General features: G+C 55.3%; 15 protein-coding genes. 4 read left to right on the plus strand and 11 right to left on the minus strand.

Going from position 1 to position 15,717, the window contains the following annotated elements; translation table 11 throughout:
- Nucleotides 1-21 precede the first annotated feature (21 nt).
- On the plus strand, nt 22-393 hold the full coding sequence (locus HBO11_RS23420; protein ID WP_169956294.1) for a PH domain-containing protein: 372 nt from the start codon (nt 22-24) through the stop codon (nt 391-393).
- 240 nt (nt 394-633) lie between these two features.
- Here HBO11_RS23420 and ribD read toward each other — a convergent pair whose 3' ends face one another.
- The 11 genes from ribD to HBO11_RS23475 form a co-directional block, all read right to left on the minus strand.
- Nucleotides 634-1,755: a bifunctional diaminohydroxyphosphoribosylaminopyrimidine deaminase/5-amino-6-(5-phosphoribosylamino)uracil reductase RibD gene (gene ribD, locus HBO11_RS23425; protein WP_262377042.1), complete on the minus strand. Its 1,122-nt coding sequence runs from the start codon at nt 1,753-1,755 to the stop codon at nt 634-636.
- A 25-nt stretch (nt 1,756-1,780) separates the two neighbouring features.
- Complete coding sequence (locus tag HBO11_RS23430; RefSeq protein ID WP_169956290.1) at nt 1,781-3,673, minus strand: aminotransferase class I/II-fold pyridoxal phosphate-dependent enzyme; 1,893 nt, start codon at nt 3,671-3,673, stop codon at nt 1,781-1,783.
- Between the two features lie 99 nt (nt 3,674-3,772).
- Nucleotides 3,773-4,429 (minus strand): LicD family protein, encoded by a 657-nt coding sequence (locus HBO11_RS23435; RefSeq protein WP_169956288.1) that lies wholly within the window; start codon nt 4,427-4,429, stop codon nt 3,773-3,775.
- A complete protein-coding gene (locus HBO11_RS23440) occupies nt 4,426-5,373 on the minus strand; it encodes a methyltransferase (RefSeq protein ID WP_169956286.1) in 948 nt (315 codons plus the stop codon). Before HBO11_RS23440 ends, HBO11_RS23435 begins: the two co-directional genes overlap by 4 nt.
- A gap of 21 nt (nt 5,374-5,394) precedes the next feature.
- Nucleotides 5,395-5,943, minus strand: a complete 549-nt coding sequence (locus HBO11_RS23445) for an NAD(P)H-dependent oxidoreductase (protein ID WP_169956284.1) — start codon at nt 5,941-5,943, stop codon at nt 5,395-5,397.
- A 21-nt stretch (nt 5,944-5,964) separates the two neighbouring features.
- A complete protein-coding gene (locus tag HBO11_RS23450; RefSeq protein WP_169956282.1) occupies nt 5,965-7,308 on the minus strand; it encodes an MATE family efflux transporter in 1,344 nt (447 codons plus the stop codon).
- A 35-nt stretch (nt 7,309-7,343) separates the two neighbouring features.
- Nucleotides 7,344-8,348 (minus strand): SUMF1/EgtB/PvdO family nonheme iron enzyme, encoded by a 1,005-nt coding sequence (locus tag HBO11_RS23455; RefSeq protein ID WP_169956280.1) that lies wholly within the window; start codon nt 8,346-8,348, stop codon nt 7,344-7,346.
- Between the two features lie 29 nt (nt 8,349-8,377).
- On the minus strand, nt 8,378-10,060 hold the full coding sequence (locus HBO11_RS23460) for a hypothetical protein (protein ID WP_169956278.1): 1,683 nt from the start codon (nt 10,058-10,060) through the stop codon (nt 8,378-8,380).
- The gene (ribA, locus tag HBO11_RS23465; protein ID WP_169956276.1) at nt 10,057-10,677 is read right to left on the minus strand and encodes a GTP cyclohydrolase II RibA; all 621 of its coding nucleotides are present in this window, start codon (nt 10,675-10,677) and stop codon (nt 10,057-10,059) included. Before ribA ends, HBO11_RS23460 begins: the two co-directional genes overlap by 4 nt.
- A gap of 180 nt (nt 10,678-10,857) precedes the next feature.
- Nucleotides 10,858-11,460, minus strand: a complete 603-nt coding sequence (locus tag HBO11_RS23470) for an acyl-homoserine-lactone synthase (protein WP_169956275.1) — start codon at nt 11,458-11,460, stop codon at nt 10,858-10,860.
- A 199-nt stretch (nt 11,461-11,659) separates the two neighbouring features.
- Nucleotides 11,660-12,379: a LuxR family transcriptional regulator gene (locus HBO11_RS23475; RefSeq protein WP_169956273.1), complete on the minus strand. Its 720-nt coding sequence runs from the start codon at nt 12,377-12,379 to the stop codon at nt 11,660-11,662.
- A 326-nt stretch (nt 12,380-12,705) separates the two neighbouring features.
- Between HBO11_RS23475 and HBO11_RS23480 the strand changes: the two genes are divergently transcribed.
- From HBO11_RS23480 to HBO11_RS23490, 3 genes are all read left to right on the plus strand, one after another.
- On the plus strand, nt 12,706-13,080 hold the full coding sequence (locus HBO11_RS23480) for a VOC family protein (protein ID WP_169956271.1): 375 nt from the start codon (nt 12,706-12,708) through the stop codon (nt 13,078-13,080).
- Between the two features lie 143 nt (nt 13,081-13,223).
- Nucleotides 13,224-14,315, plus strand: coding sequence for an iron-containing alcohol dehydrogenase PsrA (psrA, locus tag HBO11_RS23485; RefSeq protein ID WP_169956269.1), 1,092 nt, complete (start codon nt 13,224-13,226; stop codon nt 14,313-14,315).
- Between the two features lie 93 nt (nt 14,316-14,408).
- Nucleotides 14,409-15,704 (plus strand): MFS transporter, encoded by a 1,296-nt coding sequence (locus tag HBO11_RS23490; protein ID WP_169956267.1) that lies wholly within the window; start codon nt 14,409-14,411, stop codon nt 15,702-15,704.
- The last annotated feature ends 13 nt before the right edge of the window (nt 15,705-15,717 follow it).

Raw genomic sequence — 15,717 nt, forward strand, 5'->3', positions numbered from 1 at the left:
CCCCACCACAAGGACCGCCCAATGATCGACTTCAACAACAAAGGCTTCTTCAAGCTCAAGCAAAACAATGAATACGCCGAACGCGTTGCATCCATGCTGCTCGATGACGAACACGTGGTCGATGCCTACAAAGCCATGCGCGACGGTGTGGTGTTTACCACCAAGCGCATCATCGCTGTGAACGTGCAAGGCATCACCGGCAGCAAGAAGGACTTCACTTCCCTGCCGTACAAAAACATTGTCGCGTACTCGGTGGAAACCTCCGGCACGTTCGACCTGGATTCGGAGTTGGAGATCTACTTCTCGTCATTGGGCAAAGTGAAGTTCGAGTTCACGGGCAAGACCTCGATGGTGGAAATCTCCAGGCTGATTTCCAAGCACCTGCTGGGTTGATCGGCCGGTAAAACCAAGGTCTTTTTACCGCAAGCCGTGTGATTCAGCGGCTGTATGCCATCAAATGTGGGAGCTGGCTTGCCGGCACCCTAGAACTACCCGCCTACACCAACTCTCTCACCCAGCGCTCAAGTCCTTCCTCCGTCAACCATACCGGACACTTGCCCTTGACCGCCAACACCTCGTTCCGTTGCTTCATTGAGGACGGTAAACAGTGCGTGCATGAGGCGTTCTATTACATCAATCCTGATGGCACGCCTTGTTATCCGGATGCAGCACTGCAGAACCCGCCGGCCGCGCAATCACACAAATATCATCCCCCAACGGTCTGACACTCGTGAATTCAAGCCTCACAGCTTCACCCAGTTTGTCGATCGGCCACTCCAACGCAGGCTTGGCAGTTGAACCCAGGAACTTGGCAGCAATATGGAATATGTACTCATCCACCAGGTTCAAACGCGCGAACGCCGCCACCAGCCGCGAGCCGGCCTCGATCAGTACCTCGTTGGCTCCACGGTTTGCCAAGGTCTTGAGCAATGCTTCAAGCGGCACCTGCCCGTCGACCGCGTCAAACATCAGTAACTCCTGGCCCTCGCCCGGATCGGTCAGCGAGGTCGAAGTGGTCGCCACCAACGTCGGGCCGGCGGTGAAAAAGGCAGCGTTCGGGGGCACTCGTCTTTGGCTGTCAATCAGCACACGCAGGGGCGGTCGCTCCATGGCCAGGCAAGCCTGGGACTCCTCCAACTGCAACTCGGCCTTACGTATCGTCAACCGCGCCTGATCCCGCAGCACCGTGTCCGCACCGGTGATGACGGCACTCGACTGCGCCCGCAGGCGCTGGGTTTCTGCCCGCGCCAGCGGCCCGGTAATCCATTGGCTTTCACCGCTGTGCATGGCGGTTCGGCCATCCAGGCTGACACCCATTTTCACCCGCACCAGTGGCAGGCCAGTGACCATTCGTTTGATAAACCCTCGATTGAGCTGCCGTGCCTGTTGCTCCAGCAGGCCAAACGCGACACTGATACCCGCAGCACGCAGGCGCCTGACGCCCTGGCCGGCAACCTGCGGATTGGGATCGACCATGGCGATAACCACCTGTTTCACCCCGGCGCTGATCAGTGCATCGGCGCAAGGCGCAGTGGCGCCAAAATGACAACAGGGCTCCAGCGTCACATAAGCCGTTGCGCCGGCAGCGGCGGCGCCTGCCTGGCGCAGGGCGTGCACTTCAGCATGGGCGTGCCCTGCCCGGACATGCCAGCCCTCGCCGACAATGCGCCCGTAATTGACGATGACGCACCCGACGCGCGGGTTGGGGCTGGTGGAATACAGTCCCAACTGCGCCAGCTCGATTGCCCTTTGCATGCACTCAATCGGGTTCATAGGGTCATCACTCGCTGAGCGCTGCATCTTGACTGAGGGCTGTGCGGGTCAGTTTGACGCCAGTTCGAACGCACAGTGTGTAGTCGTCCAGAAGCAATACATGTTTTAACGCGTCAATAAGCCTGTCGTTCTGCTCACGATTCCTGGAGGAAATGCGCAAGTATCGATCGGCGTCATCCATGACTTTTCCGCTGCATTCCTTAATGAAGATGCTGAAGTTATCAACCAGCAACGCAGCCAGTTCCGGGGCCGACGGGTAGCCCGGTTGCAAGCGGCACAACACAAAGTTGCTGGCCGTAGCGAATACCTCAAAGGCCTCGATTTCACGTAGCTGCGCAACCAGATCATCCGTCTCGCTGCGCACCTGGGCGCAACTGGCCGCATATTCTTTACGGTATTGCGGAAGGTTGAGCATGAACTCCTCGGCAAATCCGTTGATGTTCCAGATCGGCAGTTCCTTACGCAAAGCGTCCAACCAGTCCTGGTCCGCACTGGCCGCGTACCCCAGCCTCAGGCCGCCAATACCGAAGGTTTTGCTCATGCTCCTTAGTACGATGATTCTTGGCAAAACCAAGAGGTCGTGGAGCAACGATTGATCCCGTGCATCGCCGGAAAAATCAAGAAATGACTCGTCCACTATCAGATAGGGCGCCTGATCCCGGGTACGCCTATAGAGTTCCAGGATCGTATCCTTGGGAATAAGCCCGCCCGTGGGATTGTTCGGCGTCACCAACACAATCGCACTCGGCTTTTGTTGCTCAATGACGCGCAGCGTGTGCTCGATATCCAGCGCAAACTGATTTTGCGCAGTCAATCTGATCGTCGTAACACGCTCCACGGGGAAGGCATTGGCAAATTCATTGAACGAAGGTTCGAACACCAGCAAATTGCCGCCAAAGAGCCTGGGCATCAGACGAATGATTTCCGAGACACCGTTGGCAATCACCAGGTTTTCGGTAGGCACCCCCAGGAAGTCCGACAATAGCGGCAGGCTCGCACCCGCCGAGGCAGGATAGTTGAGGGCGATGTCAGCGAAGCGGTCAACCATCAGCTTCTTCAGCCCCGCAGGCGGGAAGTGCAGGTTGTAGATGAGGGCGTGGTCGGTCACAGGGAAGCGCCAATACCCCCCATGCTGGCTGGAAAGCAACGCATGCTTATGCTCGGAAAACTGATAAGACGCGATACGCAGGTCATATAAGTTATCTATTTCAATCCAGGTGCCCGGATCGACTTCAATTGCCTTGAACCCCATACCTTGCGTACACGCAGTTTTGAAAGTCACTTCGTAATAGTCATTCAACCGGTTGTTCCTGACGTTCCGTTCAAGTTCTCCGATCAAATATTTTTTGCAGAATTGGGCTGACAAGTAATAGATATTGGCCGTTTTGAGTGGCCTATCGGCGGTCAGATGATCATCAGCTTTGCTGCTACCAAACTGCCGGATAAGTCCATGGGCATCCACCTCGGCAAAGGTGCCTTCCATCAGTGGGGTAAGTGGTGAGACAACTGCCAGGCATTCGCGACCGCTTTGTGCGTCCAAAGCCGTAATCACCGAGGCGCGAAAGAAAATATCGCCCTCCAGCAACGTGACCCCCTCCTCGCCTTCCAGTTCATGGGAGGCCAGATACAACGAATACAAATTATTGGTAGTGGCCCACTCTGCGTTTTCGATAAATCGCACGGTCACCGGCAACTCCAGCGCCGCGACAAAGGCCCGTATCTTCAGACCCTTGTAGCCGATCACCACTACAACCTCCTGGTAACCCGCCTCGACGAGAATATTCAGTGCATTAGCCAGGATACTAAGGCCATTGACCTCAGTCAGTGGCTTGGGAGTAGAGTCAGAGGCTCGTCCAAGACGAGACCCCATGCCTGCGGCAAGGACAATAGCTTTTTTCATCACAGTTCACCTGTTGCAGAGCAAAAGCGAAGTAGCGAAACCTGTTGATTACCTAAAGGCGCCTTGTAACGCTGGACTATCAACAGGGACGGCCTGGGTTCAGGCTCGGGTTTTTACCGCACACCGAAAGTCACTCAGGGTCACTTTCTCGGTATCCAGATCAACTTCATACCGATGGTCAAACCCCTTGGCTGCATGGCTACTCCATTCGTTACCGTACGCACGCTCCAGATAGCGCCTGGAGGCCAATGCGTCAGGAGCCGGTAAATCGAGATGCCCAAAACGCATAGCGCCTCGGGAATGCCAATCCTCCACTGTCAGATACTCGCGGGGCCAATTGGCCAATGCCAGGTGACTGGTATAGCGAAGATACCCGTCCTGTTCGGACAACGGAAAGATGTCCACAGAGGGATATAAGTAATCGCGATTGTTCTCTTCCGGCATGGAAATGCCCGCTGTCGAGAACACCTTATAACCGCCCCATAGTTCCCAAGGCTGTTGACTGAGGCGATAACCCCGTTCGGCAAATTGCTGCTCCAAAGAAAAAAACTTTTCGATATCGGCCTCGAGAATATAGAGATCAGCATCGTCGTCCCAAGGAATCAAACCGGTATGACGCACGCCCCCCAGCAAAGTACCCGCCGCCAGGCAATACTCGAGCCCATTGGCGGTAAAAATGTCATTAATCACTTCAAGTCCATCGTAGAGCTGATCGACAAACACCTGGGGGGTCTTTCCAAGTTTTTCTTGACTCATATCCCTTTCCTTTTGGCAGACAACGCGCGAGTGAATACCGTAGTGGCTTGCTCTGAAACTATCTCGAAGCCCAACTCATCCAGAAGTTTCGCAAGTTGATCCCGGCCATAGACTCTCGCCCCACAATTAACCAGCATATCCAACGACATCAATGCGCCTACTTTCGTATCGGTATCGAACTCATTGATTACCAGCACACCGTTGTGTACCAGGCCATGACAGATATTCCCCAGAATCTGCTTCGCCTCGGTTTCGTCAAAGCCCATCAACAGTCGCGAAATAACAATACAATCGGCCTCTATCGGCAACTTCCCGAGCACGATGTCATGGGGTAGGAAGTTCACATCAAACTGTTTATAAGCACTCAGGTTCCCCTTGGCTATGTCCAGGGTTCTCGCAAAATCCACCAGCGTGTACTTAAGATCAGTCGCCGTTCCCAACACTTGTTCAATCAACAATCCCGGTCCGCTCCCCACATCCACGATATGCCGAGGGGCATGGGCTAGCAGCACTTGGGCCAAACGCACATTCATCTCGCCGACGCCCTGTTGCATGGCCACCGCAAAATTGCTCTGCCGGTCATAGGCAAACGACGTGGCCTGCCCCGGACGGAAGAAGTCCTCCGCCACCGACCAGTTCGACCAATGGTTGGCGTCCAGCAATAGCAAGTTGGCGATCGACCCCGCGGTATCCCGGCGCAACGTGGCCCGAAGATCCTGCGCAACGCTGTAGTGCATGCCTTGTTTGTTCAGGATGTTGAGTTGCACAAGGGTTTCCAGGAGGATCGTTGTAGACACACGATGCAATTCAAGCCGGGCAACGAGTTCATCAATCGTCAGGTCTTCCTGGCAAAGCTCTTCAAAAAGGCCTGCCTGTACCGCGAACATGACAGCACGAGCCGCCCTGAAGTTGAACACCAACTGGTGAAGTTCTTGTGGTTTCATAGTCGATCCAGCCCATAAGGATTACATGCCGTAGCTGATCGCCGCACCAACCCCCAACAGGGCAGCACGAACAACCGAAAGTTGGCGCGCGTACAACTCCAGCATTTGCACGCAGGCGCTGATACGCCGCCCCAGACCAGGATGAAGACTGCTGCTCATATCCGCCCCAAAGTTATGCACTTCACGAATAATCAGGTGATCCGGCATGTAGCAGATTTTTGTATTTTTATAAGTAGTGGCACGTAGATCCAGGACGGGGTAACTCCCCCCCATGCCGCTGGAAATCGAAACAATCAATGCCGGTTTGTGCGCCAGCACCGGGTACTCGCTGGAAACAAAAAACTCCTTGAGTACCGGCGGAGCCATGCCTGAGTGCTCCGGCGCGATAACAATGAAGGCCTCGGCCCTGCTTGCAAGTTCATCACTCTCAGGGCCGATGGGCTGTGTTGCCAAATTCAGGACTGTCGGTGTAAATACTGAATAGTCACGTAAATAATCTTCCAGGATTCTACTAACCCTCGAACTTTGCGAATCCATTCTTGGGCTACCAGCGATAATCAGCACTTCCATAGTCGCTCCCGTCGGTAAATATCAAATAGTTTCCATCGGCCGGTGCTGCGTTTTCGGCATGGGCAGGGAGCGCCGGGCGCCTCTAGCCACCCAGACAGCCAGCACGCCTCCCAGCAGATTCAACGCCAACAACATCAGCAGGGCCAGATTGAAATCGTTAAACAGATAACCCACCCAATAACAGCCTGTGTGAAGCAACAGGACATACACCGCATCAATCGCCATGGCGGTCCTGGCTCTTTCAATCGCTGGCAACCCATGAACGGCCAGGTACAGCATGCCTCTGCCGAATACCGTGATCGGGATGATCATCAAGTACGTCACTACAAAGGGCAGTGCATCTTCATATCCACCCAACATGAAACGCGCCACCGGCAGGGCAAATACAATGAACGGCAATGCCACGACGGTTTGCCACACCAGGACCAGTCCATAGCCGGACTTGAAAATCATCCCTACCTGGCCCTGCTGCTGTTGAACGAATGCCTTGCTCAGCAGCACGGTGGTGACCGCTGACAGACCCCACACGGGAATCATGATCAAGGGTTGCAGTTTTGAAATAACCCCCATGGTTGCAACTTCCGCGTCTCCCAGTTTAGAGATCAGATAAGTGGCCACGATTCCAGAAATGGGCCAGAAGGTTGCGGTGGAACTGGTCACCCAGGCCAATCGGGAGATGTTCGCGGCGGCCTTGATTATCTTGCCCACCCCCAGATTGCGGGGACCGGTGGCACGGGTTTTCCTGACGCCAAAGTAAATGCATACAAGTGCCCCGAAGGCCTGTGCCAGCCAGGCGGCATACACCGAACCGACCAGGCCAAATCCGTCGAAACCACCCACGCCAAACATCAGCAGTGGATCGAGCACAATGTTCATCAGGCAAACCACCGCAACCACGATGGCCTGGGTTTTGAACAATGACAGACCACGCAGGTATGCCGTGGAAATGGCAAACGTGAGGGTAATAATGAAGCCGTACAGCCAAGTCTTTAAATAGCCTTCGCTTTGCTCATAAATGGATTGCGCTGCCCCCATCGCTCCAAGCACTGCCTCAAGGTTCAGGCCTGCGCCCAATAGCACGACCCCATAGACCACGGCACCCATCAGCAGGCCAGGCAGCAACACATCGATAACGGTATTGCCCTCGGCCCTTTCCTGCCCTTTGGACACATGGACACTGATCGCCAGGGCAATGCCCATGGCAATCGTGTTCATCAACCACATGAAAGGGCTGGCCAGGCTTGCTGCCGTCAGAGACTCATGACCAAGGTGAGCGATGAACACCATGTCGATGGCATTCGCGATCATCAGGGCGCTGAACGACAACATGGTGTGCATGGCCTGGCTGTTGATATCTTTGCTCAACCGCCACAAGTCCTGGGCTCCGAACGCGCGCAGTCTCACTCGGCAACCACTCGAAAACCCACGGCATACAACGAGGCATAGGGGGTAATGCTCAACCCGTGCCGCCGGGAAACCCGGCATAGATCGGCAAAACGGCCAAAACAACCGCCCCGGGTGATTCGATAGGTCGGCCGGCTCTCGGAAATCAAGTCGTCCATGACAAAAGGACCATTGGGATACGCGTCGTAATCATTCGATGTGTATTCCTCGACGTTCCCGCCCATGTCCATTAGGCCGAACGGCGATGCGCCCTGTGGGAAAACACCGACCGGCGTCGTGGATAACAGACCAAGCTCGGCGGTATTGGCGTTTTCGGTCCTGGCCTCGTTGCCCCATGGGTACTCAAACTCGCCGGCACCGGCGGCGTATTCCCATTGCGCCTCGTCAGGCAAGCGCACGGTCCTGCCGGTCCTGGCCGAAAGCCAGGCGCAGAACGCATCCGCCGCGCCCGCACTCACCGAGTACACCGGATGGTTGGCGTAGTGCAAAGGAAACGCCCGCAAAGGCCAGGACGTCGGCACCTCAGCGTTGGGGCAATCCCGTAAAAACGCCAGGTACTCCAGGTTGGTCACCGGATACTTCGAAATATTGAAGCCCGCCAGGGACACCGTATGCCGAGGTACTTCCTTGAGAATCCAGTCGCGAATAACCCCCACATCGGCATATTCACGCACGACTGCATCGATTTTCGACTCATCGATACCAATATGTGCCTCGCCCGCAGGAATGGACACCAGATTATTCAGCGCGCCCGCGATGATCCGGGGATCGCCCTTGATCGCCAACTCCGTGCCCAATTGCAAACGCCGGGACAAGTCGGTCGACTCCTCGAAACTGCGCAGTAATGCTGCGGCTTCTGGCGTTTCCCGGAAACGGTTCATCCGCTCCAACGTTTCAAGCAACCCGGTTTGAGGTTGATAGACAACAGGTTGTTCACAGGGATCGAGCGGTGATGTGACCGTACATTTCTCTGCCACAACTACTTTTTCTCGTGCATTCATTGTTATAAGTCCACGCTGAAAATTAAAGGTCAGCCAAGCTCGACGGCATAAATACGCCCGTCATAGGACGACGCCAGGAAACGCTGTTTTTCGTCGTCCCAGGTGAGGGAGGAAATACCTGCCGCACTGACTTTTCGCACATTGCCCAACCACTCCCGGGCCGTGCAGTCGTAAATATCGACGGTGCCTCCATAACTGCCAGTGGCGATAAAATTGCCGTCGTCGTTCGACGCGATGCACTTGATGGAGTGAGTGTGACGGCTGGGAATCGCCGCCCTCGGCTCACCCCATAACTTCAGGGTCAGATCCCGGGACACCGTGGCAACACCGCTTGCATAGGAACAGAGGTCATTCAATATGCCCTCATGGGCATGCGTGATCTTGTTGATCACTTCATAAGAGCGGATATCGGTTACGCCGATTTCACCATCGGCGCACCCGGTATAAAGGCAGTTGCCATGCAACGAGATGCCCTTGATCGCGTTTTCATGAATCTTGTGGCAGGACACAAACTCCAAGTGCCGATCGTTAACCTTGAAGATGATGATATCGCCGGAATAACTCCCCACCGCCAGGCGCTGCTCGCCATCCAACTTAAAGTTCACCCCGCAGTTGAGAGGGGCGTGATGGGCATAAACCACACGGTTTTTCAGGACATCAAACACTTGTCCGGTCTGTCCGCCACATACCAGGACCGGTCCGGTCTTCACCACAAAATTGCACAGCGATTGTGGCCCGCCCATATCTTTGCCATCGGCCTTCAATAGACCCGCATCGCCAATACTGTAGATAACGCCTTCTGCCGCATACACCGAGTTCAAGCTGGCCGAAGGGACAAAGCCCTCAAGGTCCCAATGGTTGCGGGCGATATCCCAAATGGCGAACGTAGAACCAAACGTCGCGAAATAGATTTTGTCGCGTCTTTGAAACTCCGCCGAGCGCGCCCAGATCTCCTTCGGATACTCAGAACGTTTCCACTCCACCAGAGTCTGCCCCTCGATCGACCACAGCACCGCGACCCCGTCATACCCCAGGCTCAGCAGACTATTGTCGAACTTTGACTTCACCAGCTTCTTGACGCTGGAGCGGTGCCCCTTATAGGTACTTACAACCGTATTGCCATTGATGACCTGAAGTTCACCGTCATTATTGCCAACGATAAAGACCCCCGCCGAGAGCGTCACCAAGGCGTCCATATCGTGGCCTTCCGTCTCCTTGATCGCCAGGCACTCCCCGGTGGCCGCGTCCCAGGCACGAATGGTCCCATCGGTGCCGCAGGACAAAAGTTGCAGGCTGTCGGCTGTCCAATCGAAGCTCTCTACCAGGCCACTATGCCCTTGCATCTTGCAGATGAAACTTCCATCTTTGTGATGCACCGACAAACTACTGTCGTAAGAGCAACTGGCGATTTTCTCACCATCGGGAGAAAACTTGGCCTGCATGACGTCATCACTGTGGCTGGTCATGACACATTGCAATTTAAACTCAGGCACGCTCCAAAGCCGGGTCGAACCATCACTGCTCGCCGTCACCAACAGGCTGCCGTCAGGGGAAAAATCACAGTAGTTGGCCAAATGGTCATGCCAGCCGCGTTGCAGGGGTTGGCGTGTTTGTGCATTCCACAAAATTATCTGGTTATCGTAGCCTGCCGTTGCAATGTACTGTTGCTCAAACAGTGAGAGACCGCTGATAGGTGCCTGATGCTGAATCATTGAGTACCCCCTGCCTGGGCAGTGAACTGGTGATTGGTTACTTCTATTTTTGCTTTTATATAGCCTTCGTTATGCTTGCCAATATGCATGGCAGTGGACTTGACCTCGATAATTTCGATACCCAGGTTTCTTAGCTGCAACTCTTTTTCCGGGTTATTCGTAAGCAAGATTATTTTCGGGCAACCCAATGCTTGCAGCATCTGTGCAGCATCAAAGTAATCGCGCAAGTCATCGGCAAATCCGAGCATATTGTTGGCTTCATATGTATCCACACCTGAATGCTGCTGCAGTGCATAGGCCTCCAGCTTCTTATACAAACCGATGCCCCGGCCCTCCTGGCGCAGGTAAATCAAATACCCACCTACTTCGTTAATCAGGCGTAGTGACTCTGAAAGTTGGTCGCCACAATCACACTTCATGGAGTGAAAAATATCACCGGTCAAACACTCGGAATGCAATCTGACCAACGGCAACTTCTGACCGTCGGCCATGAACCCGCCCAGGCGAATAGCAATATGCTCAACAGGATCTTTCAAGTCATCGAATGAAATGAAAGTGGCAACCACTTCGCTGTCCAACATGAGTGGTATATCGACTTCCTTAATAATCGTAGCCATTTTATTGTTTCCCTGGACGACAGTTATTCGGCAAGGCGGTTCGCCCTGCAGCTTTTTATAGGAAGAGTACATTTACGAAGACAAACCAATCCGGGCACATCACTTCGAACGACTTGAAGTTTCGTACTCTGGTTAGCGATGCCGACCGATTGCTCTGGCCGCCACCCTGCGGATCGTTAGCTACTGCAACGTAGCGCCACAACAACTTCTGGATACGCCAAACAGCGCGCGTTGAGTCACCGCACCCAGATCTATTTCCAGGGCAATGGCCTTTTCCTGGCCAATGACACGTACCGGCCCAAGCCGGGTGATCACCAGGCCAGCCCTGATCAACATTCGCTCTACCGCTACCGTTGTAACCGTCACATAACCCTGGATATGTTGCTCGACACCATAGGCAACGATGGCCTTTACGGCCTCCAGGGTAAAGTCGGAAAACCCCTTGTTACCGGGATATCGAGGGGTTACGGCAAATCGACTGAGTTCCCATACCTGGGAAGAAACAGGCGCTGGTCGCCCTTCAAGCAATTCGGAGAAAGTATCCCTGAGCATGTAGGGGCCTGTAGTAGGTAATAAACGCCAGCACCCTTTGATCTCACTGTCTCCGCCATCCTTGATCAGCATGTAGAGAGGCTCCAGCGCGTCATAACCATCAATTTCCATATCGGCAATGATTGCAACATCCCAGCCCTTACGCTTTTTAAAAACATCTGCGCGCAGCCTATGCATGGCGCACAGTTGTTCACTATCTATTTCATCCCGCCGACCGATTGTGAAATGCACTGGATTCCCTTCCCTACGAACACTTAAACCTCAATCTATCCGCCTTAACAGAATGGTCATACTAGTAGGGTAACCAGTTGCATTGATTTTGGATCCAATGCATGATGGCCGGTTGCCCCTCCTTCAAAAAACCACAGATAACCCGCTGACCGTGAAGCCAGAGCGGGTGCCTGGATATAGAAAGGAGATTGTGGCAGCGCTAGAGGCTGATCAGCCCGAGCGAAACAGCTTTCACTGCGGCAGCCCGACGGGACGCAACGCCAAACTTGGTGTTGATGCTCGCAAAGTGATAATTGATATTGGCTTCCGAACAGCCACAGATCCTGGAAATATCCCAGGAGCTTTTCCCGACAGCGCACCACTTGAGAATCTCTTTCTCACGAGTCGTCAGGGAAATCACCCTTGCTCCAGTCAACTTGCCCGCACCGTCCAAAGCGCTTTGCAGAATGACATCTTTGAGAATGGATAATTTTGGAATCATGGCATTGATATGACGTGTCGTTCCAGCAATGTCTTGAGCGTCTACCGCCAGACTGAAAGTACCGAACTGTCCCTGAGGTCCATGCAGGGGAAAAGTGATCCCCCTGGAAAGTCCATAAGCGTTGGCCTCTTCGCGAAACTCTCGTTGGCGGGGCGTGCAATACAATGACTCATCCCAGACAACGGGCCTGACATTTTTAAACGAATAAACAACCACAGGATCAATAGTTGCATAACGCAATTGGTCATAACGACTTCGCCAGGCCATCGGATAGTTACTGACAATCATCGCAGCACTCAAATCGGCATCATACTTGGGAAGTAACCCGATCAGGACTTTGGTAAACCCATACTTGTCGTTGATTTTTTCGATAGCTGAAAACCACTGATCCTGGGTTTCCAACTCATTCAACCGCACAAGTTCATCAATAAAATCCATTTAATAATCACCTTAGGTATTGTAGTAATCACCCGACCAGTCACTGGTGGATTCCTAATAATGACGGCTATAAATACGACTTTGAATTATGGCCAACTGCACTGATGAAACAGCACTGCTTCGTGCACTGAAGGATGAAGGCCAGTACCTTGTGGTACCTGTATTTCTACGAAGCACTGCGCATCCATGCACTCTCATAGCTCCTGATGTAACCTGATCATTGCGAACCGACGCTGAGCAAGCTAGCTGAGGTATACGACCTTCGCAAGCACACAGGTCGTCAGCGGTCATCGCTGGACTTTTCAGCGTTTCCTGAGGAATCAACGATGAATATGAACCAAGTGACCTTGCCCGTGACGGATATGCCGGCCGCCGTCGCGTTCTATTTAACGCTGGGTTTCACCCAGATAGTCTCCACCGATCACTACTGTCGATTTTCGTGCCCCGGCAATGGAGCGACATTTTCCTTATCCCTGGTTGAAACCGCAGGGGGTAACAACGCGGTAATCTACTTCGAGCATGAACCGCTGGATCGCTGGGTGAGTGACCTGATCAGTAAGGGGATAACCTTCGATCAACTACCCACCGATATGCCCTACCTGTGGCGCGAAGCAATCCTTCATGACCCGTCAGGCAACTGCATCAAACTCTATTGGGCAGGTGAAAACCGCTTGAACCCGCCCTGGAAGGTCAACCGCTAAAAAGACCTGGGCACTGCCCCAGTGCAGCTGTGTGTCCCACTATCGGCCCAACCAATCCATCCCCCCAATCTATCGATTTGAGCTCTCCCCCACCCTCCCCGACTATTGGCGCCACTTCCTACAACAAAAACCAGGAACCCGCCATGACCGCCCGATTCCATAACCCGGTAGACACCCGCTTCGGCTGGGGCTGCCTGCAAGACCTGGCCAGTATCACCGCCCAGCAGACTGTCGCCCTTGTCACCTTCCCGGAGGCCCGTGGGCTGGGGTTGGTGGAGCGGATCCAGGCATTGCTGGGCGAGCGTCTGGTGTATGTCGTCGAGGATGTGCAGCCCAATCCCGATGTCGCGCAGTTGCGTGAAACCTACGAGCGCTTCTGGCTGCAAGCCGGGGATTGCGATGTGGTGCTGGCCGTCGGTGGCGGCAGTGCGATTGATACGGCCAAAGCGCTGATTGTCGGCACCGAGTCCGGGCAGTTCGATGAGTTGCTGGCATTGCTGGCGACCGGCCAGCCGTTTGTGCCGGCACACTGCAAGACCCTGATCGCAGCGCCGACCACCGCGGGCACCGGCAGTGAGGTGACGCCCTGGGCGACAATCTGGGATTCGGCCAGCCACAAGAAATATTCCCTGCACCTGGATTGCACCTGGCCGAAGGTGGCGATTGTCGACCCACAGCTAATGCTGACCGTACCGGCCGGGGTCACGGTATCGACGGGGCTGGACGCCTTGTCCCACGCCCTGGAGGCGATCTGGAACATCAACGCCAATCCGATTTCTGACACCTTCGCGGTATCGGCCATCGAAGACATCCTGGAGTGCCTGCCGCAACTGCGGCGTGACCTCAGCAATCAGGAATTACGCTCACGCATGGCCCTGGCCGCGCTCAAGGCCGGCCTGGCGTTTTCCAACACCAAGACTGCGCTGGCCCACTCCATTTCCTACGAGATGACCCTGCACCACGGCCTGCCCCATGGCATCGCCTGCTCCTTCACCCTGCCGCTGGTCCTGGGTTTGGCGTGGGGGCATGACGCGTCCCGGGATCGCACCCTGCAACGGGTGTTCGGCGATGACCTGGATAAAGCCCAGACCCGGTTGCGCAACTTCCTGCACAGCCTGGAGGTAAAAACCGAGTTTGCCGACTACGGCGTCACGCCCACCGAGGCCGCCGCGATGATCCGCTTCGCCCTGCAAGGCGCGCGCGGCAAAAACTTTATCGGTACCCAAGCCGCCTAGGCGGCAACGCAATTCAGTCTTTCCTCTTGCACCTGTAAAGGGTGCCTCCCCGTCGCTGCGGCCTCGGGGGCGAATAACAATAAGGAAAACATCATGAATCGTGCACACACCCTGCCTGTCCCTGCCGTTCGCTCGGCGTCGTTCCGTGTTGCCCAGTGGCGCATGCTGCTGGCGGCGATGTTTTGTTACCTGTTTTTCTACACCGGGCGCCAGACCTTCGGTTTCGCCATCCCGGGGATACAAGCCGAGTTCGGCCTGACCAAGGAAGTGCTGGGCTGGATCTCGGCCGCCATGCTCTGGTCCTATGCCATCGGCCAAGCGATCAACGGCAACCTGGCCGACAAGTTCGGTGGTCGGCGCATCATGACCCTGGGCGCCGTGCTGTCATGTGGCGCCAACTGGGTCACCAGTTTTGCCAGTGGTTTTGCCGGGTTGATTTTGCCGTGGGGCATCAACGGTTACTTCCAGGCCCTGGGCTGGGCGCCGGGCAGCCGCCTGATCTCCAACTGGTGGAGTGCCAGCGAGCGCGGCCGGGTCTATGGCTTCTATGTATTCGCCGCAGGCTGTGCGTCGGTGCTGTCTTATGTGACCTCCATCGTGGTGCTGGAGGTGCTGCAACTGGAATGGCGCTGGATCTTCCGCCTGCCGGTCCTGCTGATGTTGGCCGGCGGCATCCTGTTTTACCTGGTGGCCCGCGAACGCCCGCAGGACCTGGGCTTCGAACCCCTGGCCGATACCGGTGTGGCCAACGCCGCGGACAAGGGCCATGAAGTGGCCCACGGCGCAGAAGAAACCTCGGCCCAGCGCTATAAAGCCGTGCTGAAAAACGCACGCCTGATCATTGCCGCCGTGTCCCTGGGTTTCCAGAACGCTGCGCGCTACGGCCTGATCGTGTGGGTGCCGGTGCACTTTCTCGGCGCCAACTGGAAAAGCGGCGACAGCATGGTCGATCCGAAGTGGATCACCGTCGCCCTGCCGGTGGGCATGGCCGTCGGCGCCCTGAGCAATGGCTGGGTGTCGGACAAGCTGTTCGGCTCCAAACGCTACCTGGCGATCATGCTCTATATGTTCCTCGGCGCCGCCACCAGCCTGTGGATGTGGAGCCTGCCGCCCCATAGCGCGATCGGCCTGGTGGCGCTGTTTCTCTGCGGGTTCTTTGTCTACGGCCCGGCGTCCAGCTTCTGGGCGCTGTGCCCGGACCTGGTGGGCGCCAAGCGCGCAGGCACGGCCACGGGTGTGATGAACTTCTCGTCTTATCTGTTTGCTGGCCTGGCGGAACCCCTGATCGGCAGTATGCTCGACAGTACCGGCAATACGTCGCTGATCTTCATCGTCGTCACCTCGGCCTGCCTGTGCAGCGCGGTGGTGGCCCTGTTTATCCGCCGTTGATGCCCCTGGAACA

The organism is Pseudomonas sp. WS 5010, from assembly GCF_012985565.1.
Classification (GTDB): domain Bacteria; phylum Pseudomonadota; class Gammaproteobacteria; order Pseudomonadales; family Pseudomonadaceae; genus Aquipseudomonas.